At 67.7% G+C, this 16,854-nt stretch carries 17 protein-coding genes; 2 read left to right on the top strand and 15 right to left on the bottom strand.

What is annotated here, in order from left to right; translation table 11 throughout:
• Positions 1 to 100 precede the first annotated feature (100 nt).
• Complete coding sequence (locus LJ754_RS14805) at positions 101 to 442, bottom strand: helix-turn-helix transcriptional regulator (protein WP_227927156.1); 342 nt, start codon at positions 440 to 442, stop codon at positions 101 to 103.
• 427 nt (positions 443 to 869) lie between these two features.
• On the opposite strand from LJ754_RS14805, the gene LJ754_RS14800 reads away from it, so the two are divergent.
• On the top strand, positions 870 to 2,375 hold the full coding sequence (locus LJ754_RS14800; RefSeq protein WP_227927155.1) for an MFS transporter: 1,506 nt from the start codon (positions 870 to 872) through the stop codon (positions 2,373 to 2,375).
• Between the two features lie 61 nt (positions 2,376 to 2,436).
• Here LJ754_RS14800 and hxlA read toward each other — a convergent pair whose 3' ends face one another.
• The 4 genes from hxlA to LJ754_RS14780 are packed head-to-tail and all read right to left on the bottom strand — an operon-like array spanning position 2,437 to position 5,873.
• Positions 2,437 to 3,060 (bottom strand): 3-hexulose-6-phosphate synthase, encoded by a 624-nt coding sequence (gene hxlA / locus LJ754_RS14795; protein WP_227927154.1) that lies wholly within the window; start codon positions 3,058 to 3,060, stop codon positions 2,437 to 2,439.
• A 45-nt stretch (positions 3,061 to 3,105) separates the two neighbouring features.
• Positions 3,106 to 3,681 carry a 6-phospho-3-hexuloisomerase gene (hxlB, locus tag LJ754_RS14790; protein WP_227927153.1) on the bottom strand — a complete coding sequence of 192 codons (576 nt, stop codon included), beginning with the start codon at positions 3,679 to 3,681 and terminating at the stop codon, positions 3,106 to 3,108.
• 5 nt (positions 3,682 to 3,686) lie between these two features.
• Positions 3,687 to 4,352, bottom strand: coding sequence for an SDR family NAD(P)-dependent oxidoreductase (locus LJ754_RS14785; RefSeq protein WP_227913064.1), 666 nt, complete (start codon positions 4,350 to 4,352; stop codon positions 3,687 to 3,689).
• A 36-nt stretch (positions 4,353 to 4,388) separates the two neighbouring features.
• The gene (locus tag LJ754_RS14780; RefSeq protein ID WP_227927152.1) at positions 4,389 to 5,873 is read right to left on the bottom strand and encodes an MFS transporter; all 1,485 of its coding nucleotides are present in this window, start codon (positions 5,871 to 5,873) and stop codon (positions 4,389 to 4,391) included.
• Between the two features lie 55 nt (positions 5,874 to 5,928).
• Between LJ754_RS14780 and LJ754_RS14775 the strand changes: the two genes are divergently transcribed.
• Positions 5,929 to 6,513: a TetR family transcriptional regulator gene (locus LJ754_RS14775; protein WP_227927151.1), complete on the top strand. Its 585-nt coding sequence runs from the start codon at positions 5,929 to 5,931 to the stop codon at positions 6,511 to 6,513.
• Between the two features lie 15 nt (positions 6,514 to 6,528).
• Here the strand turns inward: LJ754_RS14775 and LJ754_RS14770 are convergent, their stop codons facing one another.
• The 10 genes from LJ754_RS14770 to LJ754_RS14725 form a co-directional block, all read right to left on the bottom strand.
• Complete coding sequence (locus LJ754_RS14770; protein WP_227927150.1) at positions 6,529 to 6,804, bottom strand: hypothetical protein; 276 nt, start codon at positions 6,802 to 6,804, stop codon at positions 6,529 to 6,531.
• An 85-nt stretch (positions 6,805 to 6,889) separates the two neighbouring features.
• Positions 6,890 to 9,007, bottom strand: a complete 2,118-nt coding sequence (locus LJ754_RS14765) for an NAD(P)/FAD-dependent oxidoreductase (protein ID WP_227913068.1) — start codon at positions 9,005 to 9,007, stop codon at positions 6,890 to 6,892.
• Positions 9,008 to 9,072: 65 nt separating this feature from the next.
• Positions 9,073 to 9,291, bottom strand: coding sequence for a Sec-independent protein translocase subunit TatA (gene tatA, locus LJ754_RS14760; protein ID WP_227913069.1), 219 nt, complete (start codon positions 9,289 to 9,291; stop codon positions 9,073 to 9,075).
• Entirely contained in the window at positions 9,288 to 10,277 is a 990-nt protein-coding gene (locus LJ754_RS14755) for an alpha/beta hydrolase (RefSeq protein ID WP_227927149.1), read from the bottom strand. Before LJ754_RS14755 ends, tatA begins: the two co-directional genes overlap by 4 nt.
• Positions 10,274 to 10,951 carry an N-acetylmannosamine-6-phosphate 2-epimerase gene (locus LJ754_RS14750; RefSeq protein WP_227913071.1) on the bottom strand — a complete coding sequence of 226 codons (678 nt, stop codon included), beginning with the start codon at positions 10,949 to 10,951 and terminating at the stop codon, positions 10,274 to 10,276. Before LJ754_RS14750 ends, LJ754_RS14755 begins: the two co-directional genes overlap by 4 nt.
• Entirely contained in the window at positions 10,944 to 11,900 is a 957-nt protein-coding gene (locus LJ754_RS14745) for an ROK family protein (protein WP_227927148.1), read from the bottom strand. The genes LJ754_RS14750 and LJ754_RS14745 overlap by 8 nt, the downstream gene beginning before the upstream one ends.
• A gap of 5 nt (positions 11,901 to 11,905) precedes the next feature.
• Positions 11,906 to 12,838, bottom strand: a complete 933-nt coding sequence (locus LJ754_RS14740) for a dihydrodipicolinate synthase family protein (protein WP_227927147.1) — start codon at positions 12,836 to 12,838, stop codon at positions 11,906 to 11,908.
• A 55-nt stretch (positions 12,839 to 12,893) separates the two neighbouring features.
• A complete protein-coding gene (locus LJ754_RS14735) occupies positions 12,894 to 13,712 on the bottom strand; it encodes an ATP-binding cassette domain-containing protein (protein WP_227913074.1) in 819 nt (272 codons plus the stop codon).
• Positions 13,709 to 15,886: a dipeptide/oligopeptide/nickel ABC transporter permease/ATP-binding protein gene (locus tag LJ754_RS14730; protein ID WP_227927146.1), complete on the bottom strand. Its 2,178-nt coding sequence runs from the start codon at positions 15,884 to 15,886 to the stop codon at positions 13,709 to 13,711. Before LJ754_RS14730 ends, LJ754_RS14735 begins: the two co-directional genes overlap by 4 nt.
• 3 nt (positions 15,887 to 15,889) lie before the next feature.
• Positions 15,890 to 16,849 carry an ABC transporter permease gene (locus LJ754_RS14725; RefSeq protein ID WP_227913076.1) on the bottom strand — a complete coding sequence of 320 codons (960 nt, stop codon included), beginning with the start codon at positions 16,847 to 16,849 and terminating at the stop codon, positions 15,890 to 15,892.
• Between the last annotated feature and the right edge of the window lie 5 nt (positions 16,850 to 16,854).

Here is a 16,854-nt window from a genome sequence, read left to right as displayed (position 1 = left end):
CCTCGTACGAGCCGCAGGCGAGAATGTCTCCGACATCCTCGAGGGCCTGCCCGATGGCTTTCCAGTTCTGGTCGTATGACTCCCAGCGGGGCACGCGGGCTCACACATCCGGATCCGCCACTCGCGGAGCCAATTGATCCAATTGATCCGGTGTTGCCCGCCACCAGGTGAGCGGGCGGTGTATGTCGATACTTAACCACGGCATGGTGCTGTCCTCCAGGCCTTTATTTGTGTTGGCGAATGCCACTGCGGGGAAATCATGCCAGCGTGCGTTGGCGGGATCGCGGAACCATTGGTCGACGTTTTCGGGCAGGTAGCGGATGACCCGCTTACCCAGCAGATAGTAGTCCGGGCCGATGTTTCGGCCTCGCCATTCGGCCAGCTCCTGGACACTGACACCGTATTTACGGGATACCTGTTCCGGGGTGATGAGTTGCTTCACGGACTTGCTCCTTTTCTCTTTGCCACCGTTCCTTTCGGCAACGCCGTCAAGACTTGCCCGCGAAGTGAATTGGCCAGCCGGAGCCGGGGGACTGTGGAATACCGGAGGGCGCGAAGCGAGTGAGGATATGCCGCGAAAGCTCCCGGCGCCGGCTTGCCAAGAGAAGGGCGGGCAGTACCATCCAAAGCCGAAACGGAACGGCGCAGCCGGTTAAAGTCTCAGGAGCGAAGCTCCCCGCATACAGTAATGGCCGTGTGCTCCGCGCCGCTTGCTCCGCGACCGCCCGCCGGGTAGTTTTTGGAGCCGTTGCGCCCCAACGCTGCACGGCAGTACGCTCCTCTCACCGGAAGTAAAAATACGGACCTGTTGCCCGTACGCATACGCCGCCCGCCGGGCAGCCACTTCTCCCTAATCAGAGGAGTGCGCTATGGATAACCGCCCACCTGCTTCCGGACCCGGCCAGGCACCTGCCCCCGGGACCGCACCCGGACCCGCCGGACCGCCCGGGAAATCCCCGCAGTCGCTGCGCGCGGCGTGGCTCGCCCTGACCGGGCTGTCCGCGGTGTTCCTCTTCGAGATGCTGGATAACTCGGTCCTGAACGTCGCGCTGCCCACGATCGGCCGCGACCTGGGTGCGTCGACGGCGGCCCTGCAGTGGGTGACCAGCTCGTATTCCGTGGTCTTCGGCGGGCTGATGATCGCGCTCAGTGCGCTCGCCGACCGGGCCGGCCGCCGCAAGGTCATGCTGGCCGGGCTGGTGCTCCTGGCCGCAGCGAGCTTGGCCACCGTGGCCGTAACCTCCGTAGGGCAGCTGATTGCGGTCCGCGCCGTGATGGGCGTTGCTGCCGCCATGACCACCCCGGGTTCGATGGCCCTGGCCTTCCGCCTCTTTGACGATGAGAGGCTGCGCGTGCGGGCCCTGACGCTCATCTCGACCGTGGGGCTGGTTGGCCTGGCAATCGGCCCCGCAGCCGGAGGGTTCCTGCTGGCCGCCGCCCCGTGGCAGGCGCTGCTGCTGGTCAACGTGCCAATCGCCGTCGTCGCCGTCATCTGCATCCGCGCCGCAATCCCCGCGGACCGCGCCGACGAACTCCACGCCCAGCCCCTTGACCTGATCGGTGCCCTCACCGGCACCATCACCATCGTGTCCGTGCTGGCCGTGCCCGCGCTGCTGGTCGGAGACGGCGCAGCTTCCGGGCGCCCGGAAGCCGTGGCCGCGCTGGCCGTCCTGGCGGGGGCGGGCTTCGCGTTCCGCCAGCGGCATGCGGCCAACCCGCTGCTGGACTTCGCCCTGGTGGCCCGACCGCTGGTGTCCAGCGGCCTGGCCTTCAAAGCCGCGGCGGCACTGGCCGTTGCCGGCCTGGGCTACATGGTGACCCTGCAGCTGCAGCTCGAGTGGGGATGGACCCCGGCCCAGGCAGCTCTGGGGCTGCTTCCGCAGGTTGCGGTCCTTATTGCCGGGGGTGCGCTGATTGGCCCGCTTATCAAGCGGATCGGTCTTGAGCACGCCGCCCGGCTGAGCGCTGCCGCCGTGGTGGCCGGGCTTGCCGTCTACACCGTGTTCGGCCAGCGCAGCTATCCCTGGACTGCCGTGGCCATGGTACTCGTCGCGGCGGGAATGCGCGTGGTGGGCGTGGTCTCCGGCAACAACGTGATGCGCGGCTTGCCGGCGGACCGCACCACCGTGGGCGCGGCCCTCGTTGACACGGCCGGGGAGTTGGCCACCGGCGTCGGCATCACCCTTGCCGGCACGTTCATCGCTGCCGCCTTCACCGGCAGCATTGCCGCGGGGGAGTGGACAGCCGCCCAGGCCGGGCAGTTCCGGGAAGGAACCACGCTCGCCGCCTGCACGCTCACCGCGCTGGCGGCCCTGCTGGTGGGGTTCGGCATCTTCCGCGCCCGCGCGAAGAACGGCGGGCCGGAGAACGGATAGCGGCTCCGGACACGGAAAGAGGCCCGGTTTCCCGGGCCTCTTTCCTGCGGTGCTTGTCCTGCTAGCTGATGGCGGCGCGCAATTCCTTGGCGGCCATAGCGGGGTCATCGGCGCTGTAGATGCCGCCGCCGACGACGGCCACGTTCGCACCCGAGGCCTGGACATCAGCGAGGGTAGCCAGCTTGACGCCGCCGGCGATGGAGAACGCGACACCGGATTCCTTGCCGGCGGTCAGCAGGGTGTTGAGGTCATAGCCGTCCTGGGCCTGCTCGTCGAGACCGGCGTGGAACTCTACGAACTCGGCACCAAGATCGGTGACCTCCTTGGCGCGGGCCGCCTTGTCATCGACGCCGATGAGGTCCACCACAACGCCCTTGCCGTGGGCCTTGCCGGCCTTGATGGCTCCGGTGATGGTGGAATCGTCGGCGACGCCGAGGACAGTCACCAGGTCTGCGCCAGCCTTGAAAGCGATGTCGGCTTCGAGTTCGCCGGCGTCCATGGTCTTGAGGTCCGCGAAGACAATCTTGTCCGGGTGGGCTTCCTTGATGGCCGTGACGGCGGACAGTCCGGCGTTCTTGACCAGCGGTGTGCCGAGTTCAATGATGTCGACGTACTCGGCGACCTTCCCGGAGAGCTCGAGGGCATCTTCGACGGTCAGTACGTCCATGGCGAGTTGAAGCTTCATGGTATTTCCTTTGCTAACTGGGGATGAAGGTAGAGGGGGCACGCGTTATTCGAGGTTCGCGTGCCGGGGCCAGAGGTCCTCGGCGGGGGTGCCGTCGATTTTCCAGAGGGTGTGGAAGACGGCGTCGAGCACCAAGAGCAGTGCCTGCTCGAAGAGGCTGCCGGAGTACTGGCGCGAGGCTGTGCCGCGGTGATCGGTCTTTTGGGCTGCGGGGATGAGGACCACATGGTGCGCTATCCCGGCCAGCTTCGACTCGCCGTCGGTGGTCAGCGCGGCCACACGGGCGTCCACGGAGGCGGCTGTTTCCGCAGCGGCAACTGCGCCGGCAGTGGTCCCGGATCCCGAGGCGACAATCAGCAGGTCACCGGGGCCGATGGCCGGCGTCGTTGTTTCGCCTACGACGTGCACGGTAAGTCCGAGGTGCATGAGGCGCATGGCGTGCATGCGCAGCGCAAGGCCGCTGCGTCCGCCGCCGGTGACGAAGACCCGCCGGGCCTGCCGGATCTCGTTCACCAGACCGGCAAGCTGGTCTTCCTGCAGGCCATCCGCCGCCGCAGCAAGCTCGTCCTGGAGCAGGCTCAGGCTGGCGGGAACGGAGGGCTGCCCTGAAATCTCAGTCACCCGGATCAGTCCGTGCTGATCTGGTGGCGGAACGTGTCCCGGCGGGTGTGGAGGTCCCACAGGACGCCTGCGAGGACGTCGGGATCCTTTTCCGGATCGCCCTCGATGATGCGTCCGCCGATGATGAGCTGGGACACGTGAATGCCCTCCTCGCCGAGGACCTCATTGAGGAGCTGCGCGTAGGCCGCCTGGCCCGCGAACGCCACCGAGGTTCCGGTGACGCCGCGTCCGGGCTTAACGGCCGATCCGCCGTTGACGAAGAGGATGGTGCCGCGGTTCCCGCCCAGGAACCGCATGCCGGGCAGCACCTGGTGGACTGCAGCCACCGGTCCGTAGATGGAGAACTCAACGGGACCCACCAGGTCCGCCGGGGTGGTCTCGAGGACGGGCCGCATGAAGTCCTTCTGCGGCAGCGGACTGTACTGCAGCACCTCTACCGGGCCGAGGGTTTCGGCCGCAGCCTCAAGGGCCGCAGCGATCGATTCCGGGTTGCGGACGTCGGCAGCGAAGCCGCGGGCCTGGACACCGGCCTTGCCGAGGTCTTCGGCTAGCGCATCCAGCTTGGCCTGGTTCCGGGAAATCAGCGCAACGGAGAATCCCTCCGCGCCGAACCGTCGAGCGACGGCAGCTCCGAGGCCGCGTCCTGCACCAATGATCGCGATTGTAGTCATGGTGCTTACAACTGGTTAGGGTGCCGAATAATTCCGTTAGCCCACGTGCGCCACGTCGGGAACCTTCAGCAGGTCCTCCTTGGCCGGGCGGATCATAAAGAACCCGATGGGCGCGGCCAGGAACAGTGCGACGCCGGCCCAGATGAACGCGGTGGAGTAGCCGCTGACCAGCGCCTCCAGGTGCGCTGCTGGCTGCGCCGCGTCGGCGCCGCTCAGGTAGGCGGTGATGGCAGCGGTGTAGACGGCGGTGAACAGGGCGGTGCCGATGGACCCGCCGATCTGCTGCGTGGCAGAGACAGCGGCACTGGCCACACCGGCGTCGTGCTCATCAATCCCGGCCAGCGCCACGTTCTGCAGCGGCACAAAGATCATCGCCAGGCCCAGGCCCAGCAGGATCAGTCCGGGCAGGACCTCCAGGGCGTAGTTGCCCTCCACCGAGATGAAGGACAGCCACACCAGCCCTGCCGCACCCACCACCGGGCCCACGGTCATGGGCAGGCGGACACCGGTGCGGGGCAGCAGGTTGGACAGCACACCGGCGCCCACCATGATGGCCAGGGTCATCGGCAGCGAGGCCAGACCCGACTTCAGCGGCGAGTAGCCCAGCACAATCTGGAAGTAGAAGATGAGGAACAGGATGCCGCCCAGCAGTGCGGCACCGGTCAGCGCAGAGGTCAGGAACGCGCCGCCGCGGACCCGATTGGCCAGCACCCGCAGGGGCAGCAGCGGATTCGAGACGCGGCTCTCCACCCATACAAACAGCGCCAGGATTATGGCGCCGGCAGCCAGGAAGGCAATGGTTTCCACGCGGGCCCAGCCGTTTTCGGCCTGCGAGAAGCCGTACACCAGGGACGCCAGGCCGGCCACCACCAGGACGGCGCCGGGCAGGTCGTACCGCGTGTTGCCGTGCGCCTTGCTCTCGCGGATCAGCGGCAGGCCGGCAGCCATGGCGACGACGGCAATGGGCACGTTCACCAGCAGGCACCAGGTCCAGCTGGCGTACTGGGTCAGCACGCCGCCGAGCAGCAGGCCGATGGCCGCGCCGCCGCCGCCGATGGCGCCGTACACGGCGAAGGCCTTGATCCGGTCCTTGCCGGTGGGGAATGTGATGGTCAGGATGGCCAGCGACGCCGGGGCGAGCAGGGCGGCGAAGGCGCCCTGCAGTCCGCGGGCGGCCAGCAGCATTTCGGTGCTTTCCGCAAAGCCGCCCATGGCGGAGGCGACGGCGAAACCGGCCATGCCCACCATGAAGGTGCGCTTGCGCCCCCAGTAGTCGGCAATCCGGCCGCCGAGCAGCAGCAGCGAACCGAAGGCCAGCGCGTAGATGGTCACCACCCAGGTGCGGTCGCCGTCGGACATCCCGAGCTCACGCTGCGCGTCGGGCAGGGCAATGTTCACGATGGTGCCGTCCAGGACCACCATCAGCTGGGCCAGGGCCAGCACGGCCAGCAACAGCCAGCGGTGCGGATGCGCGGAGTGGTCGTGCGCTTCAGGGGCGCCGGCAGGGGTGGTGCGGTCCATAAAGGGGAATTCCTCATCAAACGAACTGGTTGGTTGGCTTAGCTAGACTACAGGGATGAGAAGCGACGGCGAAGCTACCCGCGCCAGGGTCATGGCAGCGGCACGTAAGGAATTTGCGCAGTACGGGCTGGCCGGTGCCCGGGTGGACCGCATCGCGGCAGAAGCCCGGGCCAGCAAGGAGCGGATCTACGCCTATTTCGGCAGCAAAAGCGGCCTTTTCACCGCGGTGCTGGAAATGAACCTGCAGGAAACCACGGACGGAATTCCCCGGGATGCCCTGGACCTGCCCGGTTTTGTCGGGGCCATGTTTGACCACGCGACGGATTATCCAGAGCACCTGCGCATGCTGGACTGGGCGCGGCTGGAAGGAGCGCAGGACCTGCTGCCGCAGCGACCGTGCGGCCGCCCGGGGCCCGCGGTTGAGGACGTGGCCCGCGCCCAGGCAGACGGAATCATCGATCCGTCCTGGGATCCGCATGACCTGGTCACGCTGCTGTTTTCCCTCGCGTCGGCCTGGGCGCAGTCTCCGGAAGTCCTCTTTACCGGCGAAACGGCAGCAAGCCACAGTTCCCGGGAACGACGCCGGGAGGCCGCCGTCAACGCCGCCTGCAGGCTGCTGGCTCCGGCAACCGGGTCCTGAATCAGCCAGGGGCGGTTACGCGGCGGGCCCGTCGGTGACGCTTCCGGCCTCGTTTATCCAGGGTCCGGTTCCCGCCCGGGGGCAATGCCTGTGCAGGTTTTCCCGGATGGTCCCGGCGTCTGTGGTGTGCCGTCCGCGCAGCAGGGCGAAGAGATCCACGTCGAACTCCACTCGTCCGTCGCTCCACCAGGCGTCGTAGCGGAGTCGGCGCCTGGGCCGGTGCAGCCACCGCGACGGGACAATAAAGGCCGTGGCGCGGAGGGCAACGGGAACGTCTTCAGCCGGTGTCATGGGTCGATAGTGCCACGGCTAAAGGCTCCGCTGCCGAAAAGGCAGAGCGGCTGCACCCACGCGGGGCGCAGCCGCTCCTTCGGTGCTAGAGCTCCGTGGTGACCTTCCACGAGGAGTGGATGGCGCCGTGGATGTAGTTGACCGCGCCGGCGTCACCGACCACGTCGACGTCGATGCCCAGGTTCGCGGCCCGCAGTTCATCCGCCAGCGGCGAGGCCGACGTCGTGCCGTCTGCGTAGACCACCATGTCCGCAGGAGCCGAGAAGCTTTCGCCGTCCTCAGTCCACTCCACGCTCTTGGGGGTGATCCGCGTGACTGAGACGTTGCGGTGGATCTTCACACCGTGCTTTTCGGCGTCCTTGACCGCGGTCCAGCGCCGCGGCATGGCCAGCGGCAGGCCGAGCTGCTGCTTTTCGTGCAGCAGCGTGACATTGCGGCCGCGTTCGGCCACGAATTCGGACAGTTCCAGGCCCACGAGGGACCCGCCGATCACCACTATGTTCTTGCCCATGGGCAGCCAGAACTTGGTGAACTGGCGGACGAACTCCGGGCTCTTCGTGACGCCGGAGAGCCGGCCGAGCTTGCCGAGGGTGCTCAGCAGGGCGCCGGCCTCTTCAGCGGTGGCGGTGCCGAGCATCATGGCCCGCAGGGTGTCGCCGGTCTGCACGTTGGGCAGGTCGCCGCCGGGGAAATCCGGCTTCGGGCGCACGGCGCCGGTGGCGATGATGACGTGGTCCGGGTGCAGGGCCTTGATGGATTCCACCGTGGCCTTGGTATTCAGCTTCACCGCGATGTTCAGCCGCTTAATTTCGGACTTGAACCACTTCAGCAGGCGCTCGTTGTCCGGGGTGGTCATGGTCGAGAACCACATGGTGCCGCCGAGGCGGTCGGACTTGTCGACAACGGTGACCCGGTGGCCGCGCTCGGTGAGCACGCGCGCGCTTTCCAGCCCGGCCGGACCGGCGCCCACAACTACCACGTGCTTGGTGGCGGAGGCCGGCTTCAGCGGCAGCAGCGCTTCATTGCCCAGCGCCGGGTTGACCGCGCAGAACGGGGTGTCGTCGAAGAAGTTCTCAGCAACGCAGAGGTAGCAGTTGATGCAGGGGCGGACCTGGTCGAACTTGCCGTCGCGGAGCTTGTTCGGCAGTTCCGGGTCGGCCAGCAGCTGGCGTCCCATGGCCGCGAAGTCGATCTGTCCGGCGGCCAGCGCCTTTTCGGAAACCTCCGGCAGCATCCGGCCGACGGCAATGACGGGAACGCTGACGTGCTTCTTGATTTCGGCAGCGTTCTCGAGGTAGGCGCCCACCTTGTTGGGCAGGGGGCCGTCGGTGAAGTTGTCGAACGGGTTCCGTCCCCAGCCGGTGACGTGGATGGCGTCTGCGCCGGCCTGTTCGAACAGCTTGGAGGCCTCCACGGCTTCTTCGAGGGAGAGGCCGCCTTCCTGGCCGTATTCCTCACCGGCAACACGGACCAGCACGGCCAGGCGGTCGCCCACCCGCGCCTTGACTGCGCTGATGACCTCGCAGGCCAGCCGGGCGCGGTTTTCCAGCGATCCGCCGTATTCGTCGGTGCGCTTGTTGTCGCGCTGGTTCAGGAACACGCCGAGGATGTAGCCGTGAGCGACGTGGATCTCGATGGCGTCGGCGTCGGCCTTGGCGATGCGCTCGGCGGCGTCGGCCCAGGTGGAGACGAGCCAGGCGATGTCCTCGCCGGTCATGTCGCGGTATTCGGTCTTCTTGCCGGCCGTGGCCGCGCCCATCTTGCCGAGCTCTTCGCGGGTGCTGTCGGCCAGGGCGGACATGTCATAGGTGTAGTCCGGCTGGTTGGGGGCGAGCACCGGGCGGTCATTGGCCACATCCACGCGGGCGACTTTGCCGTGGTGGGTGGACTGGATGCACAGCTTGCTCCCGGCGGCGTGGACCGCGTCTGCGAGGGCCTTCAGTCCGGGGATGTACTTGTCATCCGAGAGTCCGGGCTCCTTCATGGAAGCGGCGCCGTGCGGGAAGGCGATGGCACAGGCACCGGTGATGATCAGACCGGCGCCGCCGGCGGCGCGGGAGACGTAGTGGTCGATCTCCGTCTGTTCAATTTCACCGTGCTCGGAAACGTTCATGTCCATGGCGGGCAGGACAATCCGGTTGTGCGTGTCCATGGGGCCGATGCGGCCCGGGGACATCAAATGGGGGAAGGTTTTTGTACTCACAGTGGTACTTTACAGCTGATGTTTACACTGTAAACATCTGCGGAAAGAAGGCTGGGTTTTCTGCCTTATTTCGGCAGCGCAGGGCCGTCCGCGTCACGGGCGCCAGGCAGGGGATCCGCTCCGGTTGCGGGCTCGTTGTTTTCATCCTTGAGCTGCTTCACCTCGGACTTGAAGATGCGCATGGACTGGCCCAGGCTGCGGGCCAGGCCGGGGAGTTTGGGTGCGCCGAACAGCACAATCGCCAGAACAACAACAACTAGGATTTGCCAGCCTTCGAGCCTCATAACAGGGAACCTTCCGCGGGGGTGGATATGGATGAAACGGGAGATGTAACGGGATCCGCCGGCTGGCCATGCAGCTCCCGGATCAGGGAGCGGTCACGGTCCCGCAGGCTCTGGCGCCCGACGGCGGACTCCGGACAGTTCAGTTCGAAGCCGTGATACGCGCCGGGATACACGTGCAGCTCGGTGGGCACGCCTGCCTGCAGCAGCCGGGACGCGTAGGTAATGTCCTCGTCCCGGAACAGGTCCAGTTCGCCGGTCTGGATCAGGGTGGGCGGGAGGCCGGACAGATCCTTGGCCAGTGCGGGGACGGCATACGGAGAAAGTTCTGCAGCAGCGCCCAGATAGCACTTCCACGCGAACTCGCTGTGGGCCCGGTTCCAGGTGGGAATGGCAGGAAACTCCCGGGCGGAGGGGGAGGTGTGCGTGGCATCAAGCATCGGGTACATCAGGTAGGCGAAGGCAAGAGCCGGTCCGCCGGCGTCGCGGTTCTGCAGAGTGAGGGCCGCGGCCAGGCCGCCGCCGGCGCTGGAGCCGGCCACGGCCACCCGCGACGGATCCACGGATAGTTCCGCAGCCGAGGCGAAGAGCCACGCGAGCCCCGCGGCCGCATCATCCAACGGGGCAGGGTAGGGATGTTCCGGTGCCAGCCGGTAGTCCACGGCCACCACCACGGCAGCTGTCCGCAAGCACAGGGCAGCGCAGTACGGGGTGTCCAGATCCACGGTGCCGGCAATCAGGCCGCCGCCGTGGAGCCAGTAGATAACCGGATGCGGACCCGCGCCCGGCGGCGTGAACACCCGCAGGGCCAGCCCGTCCACGGTGCAGTCGCGGACAGTGACACCCTCCGGCAGGGCGGTACCGGCCGGAGCTGCGGCGTTCGCCCGGAAGGCTGCCAGTCCCGGCAGTGTGGTGGGCGGGGGGTGCATTAGCGAGTACTCCAAGCCGGGGAGCAGCTCCGGATCCACCCGTGCCAGGAAGGGTTTCATGAGGCCAGCGCGTCCGCGAACCAGCCGGTGATGGTGGCCGGATGGGTGATGGCCGTACCAACCACCACCGCGAAGGCTCCGGCGTCCAGGGCGGCACGGCCCTGTCCCGGGCTGTGGATCCGTCCTTCGGCAATGACCGGACGGCCGCCCAGGTCCAGCCCGGCCAGCTCGTGCAGCAACTCCAGGTCGGGTCCGTCTGTTTTGGGCCGTTCCCCGGTGTAGCCGGCCAGCGTGGTGCCGATGATGTCCGCCCCGGCCTCGGCGGCAGCAACGGCGTCGGCCGCCGAACCGCAGTCGGCCATCACCAGTGCCGGGGACTGCCGGTGCACCCCGGCGACGGTCTCGGCCAGCGTCAACCCGTCCGGCCGTTCCCGGCGGGTGCCGTCCAGCGCCACTATGTGCGCGCCGGCGCTCGCGCAGGCCAACGCATGGTGCAGCGTTGGAGTGATGAAGACGCCGTCGTGCCCGTCCTTCCACAAACCGATCACCGGCACCTCCACGGCCGAACGCACCGCCTGGATGTCGCCGATGCCCTGCACCCGGACGGCCGCTGCCCCGCCGATCACTGCCGACTGCGCCACCTGCGCGGTGGTGCGCGGATCACGCATGGGCTCGCCGGGGTAGGCCTGGCAGGAGACGATCAGACGGGAGCGGAGGGAGTCAAGGTCAAACATGGGAACCTTCGGGAACGGTAGTGAGGGACAGTGCCCGGCGGGCTGCACCGCGGATGGCCGCGGTTTCGCCCAGCTGCGCAGGGACTATGGGCAGCTCGGTGAGCGGGCGGAGCAGTTCGTGCCGCGCGGTGCGCTCCATGGTTTCCCACCAGAGCGGGCCGGCGAACGCCAGTCCGCCGCCCACCACAACGACGGCGGGGTCCAGGATGTTGGCCAGCCCGCCGATGGCGGACCCGGCGGCCGACGCACCGCGGTGCAGGGCCTCGGCAGCAACCGGATCGCCGGCGGCGGCCAGCCGGTAGACCTCGCGGGTGTCCCCGGCCGCGCTGCCGCCCAGCCGGGCAAACAGCGCAAAGATGCCGGGCCCGGAGGCAATCGCTTCCACATGTCCGGCGCCGCCGCAGCTGCAGGCCAGCGGAACACCGGCCTCGTAGGCGAACGGGGAGGCGAAGTGCCCCACATGCCCGGCGGTGAAAGTGGCACCCTCGACCGGCTCGCCGTTCAGCACGTAACTGCCGCCCACACCCGTGCCCAGCCCGATGAACAGGACGCTGTCCACACCGGCCCCGGCGCCCAGCCAGCTCTCGCCGAGGGCATGGGCGTGGACATCATTCAGGGCAGTGGCGGGCAGCCCCGTCCGGGCAGTGAGTCCGGCGCTCAGCGGCGTGCCGGTCCAGCCGAGGATCGCGTCGGTCGCGGACACCACGGTGCCTTGGCCGGAGTCGATCACGCCGGCGGAGCCGATGCCCAACGCGTCCACGGCCAGGCCGCGCCGGGCCGCTTCGTCCTGCAGGGACCGGACCAGCCGTGCTGCGGTCTCCACGACCTCCTCCGCACCGGACTGCGACGGGGTGGCTACGGAGAAGGAGAAGACCACGTTTCCTTCAGCGTCGACAATCCCGCCCGCGGTCTTGGTGCCGCCCAGATCGATCCCGATGACGTGCCGCATGGCGATCAGAGCAGGCCGTTGTGCTCGAGGACCACGCGGATGGCCGCGGTTTCGGCCTCGTTCAGTGCGGTCATGGGCGCGGACATCACGTTGGTGTCAATGACGCCCAGCAGCATCAGCGCGGTCTTGAAGGCACCCAAGCCGGCGGCGCCGGGCGAAACGCGGCCCGGGGTGGGCGCGTACACAATGTTGAACAGGTTGGCCAGACGGTCCTGGATCCGGGCGGCTTCGGCGAAGTTGCCGGCCTGCGCCGCGGCGTACAGTGCCGCGTAACCGGCCGGGTCAACGTTGCCCAGCCCGGGAACCACGCCGTGCGCTCCGCCCAGCAGGGCGCCGTCGACCACTACCTCGTGCCCGGTGAAGACGGCGAAGTCCGGCAGGTCCCGGGTGGCCAGCAGAAGCTGGCGGAAGGAGACGTCGTCGCCGGAGGAGTCCTTCACGCCGGCCAGGACGCCGTCCTGCGCCAGGGTCACCAGCATGGGCAGCGGCAGCTTGAAGTGGGTGCGGACCGGCACATCGTAGGCGAACAGCGGCACGTCGAAGGCGGCGTGCAGGGCACGGAAGTGGGTTTCGGTCTCGGCCATGTCGGAGATGGCGTAGAACTGCGAGGTGGCCACGATGGCGTCGGCGCCCAGGCCGATCAGCCGCAGGCCCTCCTCGATGACGCGGGGCGTGGTCTGCTCGCTGGCCCCGGCGATCAGCGGCACTTCGCCGGCATTGACCCCGGCGATGGTGCGCATCACCGTGTCGCGCTCGCTGTTGGTCAGGTAGGGGACCTCGCCGGAGGAGCCCAGCACGAACAGGCCGGAAACGCCGCCGTCGAGCAGGTACTTGGTCAGCTTCTCCAGCGAGGCGGTGTCAATGGCGCCGTCCGCGGTGCGGGGCGTGACAACCGGCGGGATAACGCCGTGGAAGCGGGGCTGTGGTGCGTGTGACAAAAACTTCTCCAGTGCTTGGTGTTGGTGCGGGGGATAGATAAAACGGTCTGGACGCTCAGGTGTGCAGCAGGCTGGGCGCGGCGCCGAGCAGGCTCTTGGTGTAGTCATTGGCGGGTGAGTCGAAGACCTGCCGGGCGGGACCTTCCTCGACGATGCGGCCGAAGTACATGACGCAGATCCGGTCCGAGACGTAGCGGACGGTCTGGATGTCATGCGAGATGAAGACCATGCCCAGGTTCAGGTCCTTCTTCAGGTCCGAGAGCAGGTTCAGCACCTGCGCCCGCACCGACACGTCCAGGGCCGACGTCGGCTCGTCGGCCACGATCACCGACGGGTCCAGGCACAGAGCCCGGGCAATCGCCACGCGCTGGCGCTGGCCGCCGGAGACCTGGTGCGGGGTGACCTCGGCGGCGGACTGCGGCAGGCCGACCAGGCTGAGCAGCTCCTTCACCTTCGCGTCGCGGGTCTGCTGGTTGCCGATGCCGTGCACCTGCAGCGGGTCGGTGAGGATGTCATGGATGGTCATCCGCGGGTTCAGGGCGGTGGCCGGGTCCTGGAACACCACGCCGACGTCGCGGCCGAAGGTTTTCTTCGAGACGGAGGCCCGGGTGCTCACCTTCTGGCCATGGAACAGGACAGAGCCAGACGTCGGCTCCTGCAGCCCCACGAGCACGGAGGCGAGGGTGGACTTGCCGCAGCCGGATTCGCCCACGATGCCCACGGTTTCGCCGCGGCGGACGGTGAAGTCCACGCCGTCCACCGCTTTGACGATGTTCGGGCGGAACAGGGAACCGGAGCGGGCCCGGTGGTGGACCTTAACGTCCTTCAGTTCCAGCACCGGGCTGGTGTCGGCGTGGATCGCGTTGCTGCTCATGAGTCCTGCCTTGCTGTAGTGCCGGAGTTCGCCAGGGCGGCCGGAGCCGGTGCTTCCGTGCCGGTTTCGTGGCTGGCCCAGAAGTGGTCCTTGGTGCCCACGCGGACAAACTGCAGCACCTGGTTCGGATCGGCATCCGGGCGCAGCGAGCGTTCGGCAAACCGGTCCCCGGGAGCGAAGTCCTTGGGGGAGGGGACGGTGCCCCGGATCTGGTGCAGCCGGTCCGCGCCGGCCTCGATGGAGAGCACCGCGCCCAGCAGGCCGCGGGTGTATTCGTGCCGCGGGTTGCCCAGCAGTTCGGGGACATCGGCGGATTCCACCACCTGCCCGGCGTACATCACGGTGACCCGGTGGGCCAGGGAGGCGACCAGGGCCAGGTCATGGCTGACAAAGACCATGGCGAAGCCAAGCTGTTCGCGCAGCTCGTTGAGCAGGTCCACCACCTGCTTCTGCACGGTGACGTCCAGGGCAGTGGTGGGCTCGTCCGCCACCACGATCTTCGGGGACCGGGAGAGGGCCATGGCAATCAGCACGCGCTGGCGCTGTCCGCCGGAAAGCTCGTGCGGGTAGCTCTTGAGCGTACGGTCCGGGTCCAGCTTCACCATCTCCAACAGCTCGCGCGGGCTCTTCCGCCCACCGCGCCGGGTCAGCTGGAGCATCTGGTCCTTGATCAGCATGGATGGGTTCAGCGAGCTGAGCGCGTCCTGGTACACCATGGCAATCTGCTCGCCGCGCAGGCCCCGGTAGAGCTTGTCGCGGTCCTTGGGGTTGTTGGTGAGCAGTTCCTTGCCGCGGTACTTAATGGAGCCGGTCAGCCGGGCGGTGGCCGGAAGCAGGCCCATGATCGCCAGGGAAGTGATGGACTTGCCGCAGCCGGATTCACCCACTAAGCCCATGGTTTCGCCCTCGCGGACGGTGAAGCTGACCCGGTCCACAATGGCGGTGTCGCTGTAGCGTTCCGGGAACCGGATGGAGAGGTCCATCACTTCCAGGATCACCGGAGCGTCGTCGCTGACCGGAGGCAGCCGGTCGGACCGGCGGGCCTCAGCGGCTGCCAGCAGTTCCAGTTCCGCTGCCAGCGCCTCAAGGGAACCGGCTTTGGTGACGTTGGCTCCGGCGTCGGACCGCGCCTGCCCCGCCGCGGCACCGGCCGCCGCGATACCGGCAGCAAAGTCGGCGTCGGTTCCGGTGGCGGCAGACGCGGTGAGCGGGGAGTCGGCCAGCGAGGTGCCGGCAGGATCCAGCACGGAGGGCTGGGCGGTGGTCGCCACGGCTTCTGCGGCCCGCTTCTTGGAGCGCCGGGTGCCGGGGTTGACCATGGCGTCGGTGAGCCCCTCGGCGAGGACGTTCAGCGCCAGGACCGTGAGCAGGATGGTGATGCCGCCGAAGGTGGTGGGCCACCAGGCGCCGCTGAACACCACGTTCCGGCCGTCGGCCATCACGTTGCCCCAGGACGCGGCGGGCTGCTGCACGCCGGCACCGAGGAAGGACAGGGACGCTTCGAGGATGATTGCGTCCGCCACCATCACGGTGGCGAAGACCAGCACCGGGGCAGCACAGTTGCGGGCAATGTGCTTGAGCAGGATGTAGGTGCGGCCGGCACCGATGACGCGTTCGGCGCGCACATAGTCCTCGCCGTATTGGGCCAGGACGTTGGCACGGACCACGCGGGCCAGCTGCGGGGTGTAGACAATGGCGATCGCGAGGATCAGCACCGGAACGGTGGACCCGAAGAGGTTCAGGGAGTGCTCCCGGAGGGCGAACAGCAGGGCTGCTGCCAGGGCGATGCCGGGGAAAGCCATCATGATGTCCAGGATCCGCATCACGGTCTCGCTGACGGCCTTGCGTGAGGTGGCGGCAATGGCGCCGAGGATGGCACCCAGGATGAGGGCCAGTGCGACGGCGCCCAGGCCGATGGAAATGGACACCCGTGCCCCGTAGAGCATCCGGGAGAATACGTCATAGCTGGAACCGTCCGTGCCGAAGAAATGCTCTCCGGTGGGGGAGAGGACGGGAACGCTGGATTCGTTTTCGCCGAAGGGGGCGAGGAAGGGCCCGAAGACGGCCACAAGCACAATGAAGGCCAGGAATCCGAGGGCGAGCTTGGAGCTGATGCTCAGCGCGGTGAAGCGGGCCCCGGTGTTGCTGAGCCGTTCGGTAAGTCCGTTGCGCATGGGTTACACCGTCCGGATTCGAGGGTTGATGAGCAGGTACAGCAGGTCAACCACAATGTTGACCAGCACAAACGCGACGGCGATGGTGAGTACGGCACCCTGCACGAGGTTGGTGTCCGACGTCGTCAGGCCCACCACAATGAGGTCGCCCATGCCGTTGAGGCTGAAGATTTTCTCTATGACGACGGCGCCGCCCAGCAAGTAGCCCACGCGCAGGCCCAGCACGGTCACCGGGGTGACCAGCGCGTTGCGCAGCACGTTGCGGGCCACCACGGTGCGGTAGGGAACGCCGTTGCCGATGGCAGTGCGCACGTAGTCGCGGTCCAGTTCCTCAACCATGGAGGTGCGGACCACGCGGATTAGGGAGGCCGAGACGGGGATGCCCAGGGCCAGGGCCGGCAGCGCCATGGAGTAGAGCCAGCCGACAAACCCGTATTGGTCCGCCCAGGCCAGGCCGCCGGTGGGGAATATGGAGCCTTCCGGCAGGGCAAACCACTGGATCAGCAGGATCGCCAGCCAGAAGGAGGGGGTGGCAATAGCGGCGATCGAGAAGATGCGGATGGCCTGGTCCGGCCAGCGGTCCCGGTAGAGGGCAGCGGCCACACCGAGGGTGAGTGAGAGGACAACAGCCAGCAGGATGCCCAGGAAGGTCAGTTGCAGGGTGACCGGGAAAGCCGCGGCAATCTTGGCGGCGACGGACTCTTCCGGCGGGTTGGTGGTGCCGAAGTCCAGCCGGATAACCCCGCCGAGGTAGCGGAAGAACTGGATCACGAGGGAGTCGTTGAGTCCCCGTTCCTCACGCCAGGCGTCTTTGGCGTCCTCGCTGGCGTTCTCACCCAGGACGGCCGTGGCGCGGTCCGCGGGGACCACGGAGAGCACCACAAAGACCATGATGGTTACGCCCAGCAGCATGATCGGCAGGGCGGCCAGCCGGCGGCCCAGCAGGCGGAAAAACGTTGTCACTCAAT

The sequence above is a fragment of the Arthrobacter sp. zg-Y40 genome, assembly GCF_020731535.1.
In the GTDB taxonomy this organism is placed as follows: domain Bacteria; phylum Actinomycetota; class Actinomycetes; order Actinomycetales; family Micrococcaceae; genus Arthrobacter_B.
Note: the sequence above shows the minus strand (reverse complement) of the source record. Positions and strands in the feature narration are given on the sequence as shown.